Annotated in this window: 1 protein-coding gene; it reads left to right on the top strand. The window is 36.7% G+C overall.

The window, feature by feature from the left end; all coding sequences use genetic code 11:
• A partial coding sequence (locus DBX25_RS20425; RefSeq protein WP_108672585.1) for an IS3 family transposase occupies positions 1-709 on the top strand: 709 nt, incomplete at its 5' end.
• Positions 710-754 lie beyond the last annotated feature (45 nt).

A 754-nucleotide genomic window follows, 5' to 3' on the forward strand; every position in this document is an offset into this window, starting at 1 on the left:
AGAGATAAAAGCCCTTTACATAAAAGTAGATGGCATTTACGGCTATCGCAGGATGACTTTAAATATAAACCGAATATTTGAAAGAAACTTTAATTACAAACGTATTTATAGACTGATGAGGGTTGCAGGGATTCAATCTGTGATCCGAAGAAAGAGAAAGTCTTATAAGAGGTCTGTCCCTCAACATGTGGCAGAGAATGTGTTGAATCGTGAATTCACGGCAGAAAGGCCGAATGAAAAGTGGGCAACTGATGTCACGGAATTTAAATATGGTTCTTCAAAGAAAGCTTATTTAAGCGCTATCCTTGATCTGTATGATGGATCAATTGTTAGCTATGTTTTAGGACATTCAAATAATAATAATCTTGTTTTTGAGACGCTTGATCAAGCAACTAAGCTTTTGAATGGAGACAAGCCCCTTATTCATAGTGATCGTGGGTACCAGTATACCTCTCATGGGTTCAAGCGTAGATTAGATAAAGCTGAGATGGCACAAAGCATGTCACGTGTTGGCAGATGTATTGATAATGGACCAATGGAATCTTTTTGGGGCACACTAAAATGTGAGAAATATTATTTACATAAGTACAACACGTTTGAAGACCTCTTAATTGCCGTAGAGGAGTACATTCATTTTTATAATCATGATAGATATCAAAAACGACTAAACGGCCTTAGCCCTATGGAATATAGAGCTAAAGCCGCTTAAATCATTTTTATTATTTTCAATGTCTACTTTACAGGGGGCAGTTCA

This window comes from Peribacillus acanthi, assembly GCF_003073175.1.
GTDB lineage: Bacteria > Bacillota > Bacilli > Bacillales > DSM-1321 > Bacillus_BN > Bacillus_BN acanthi.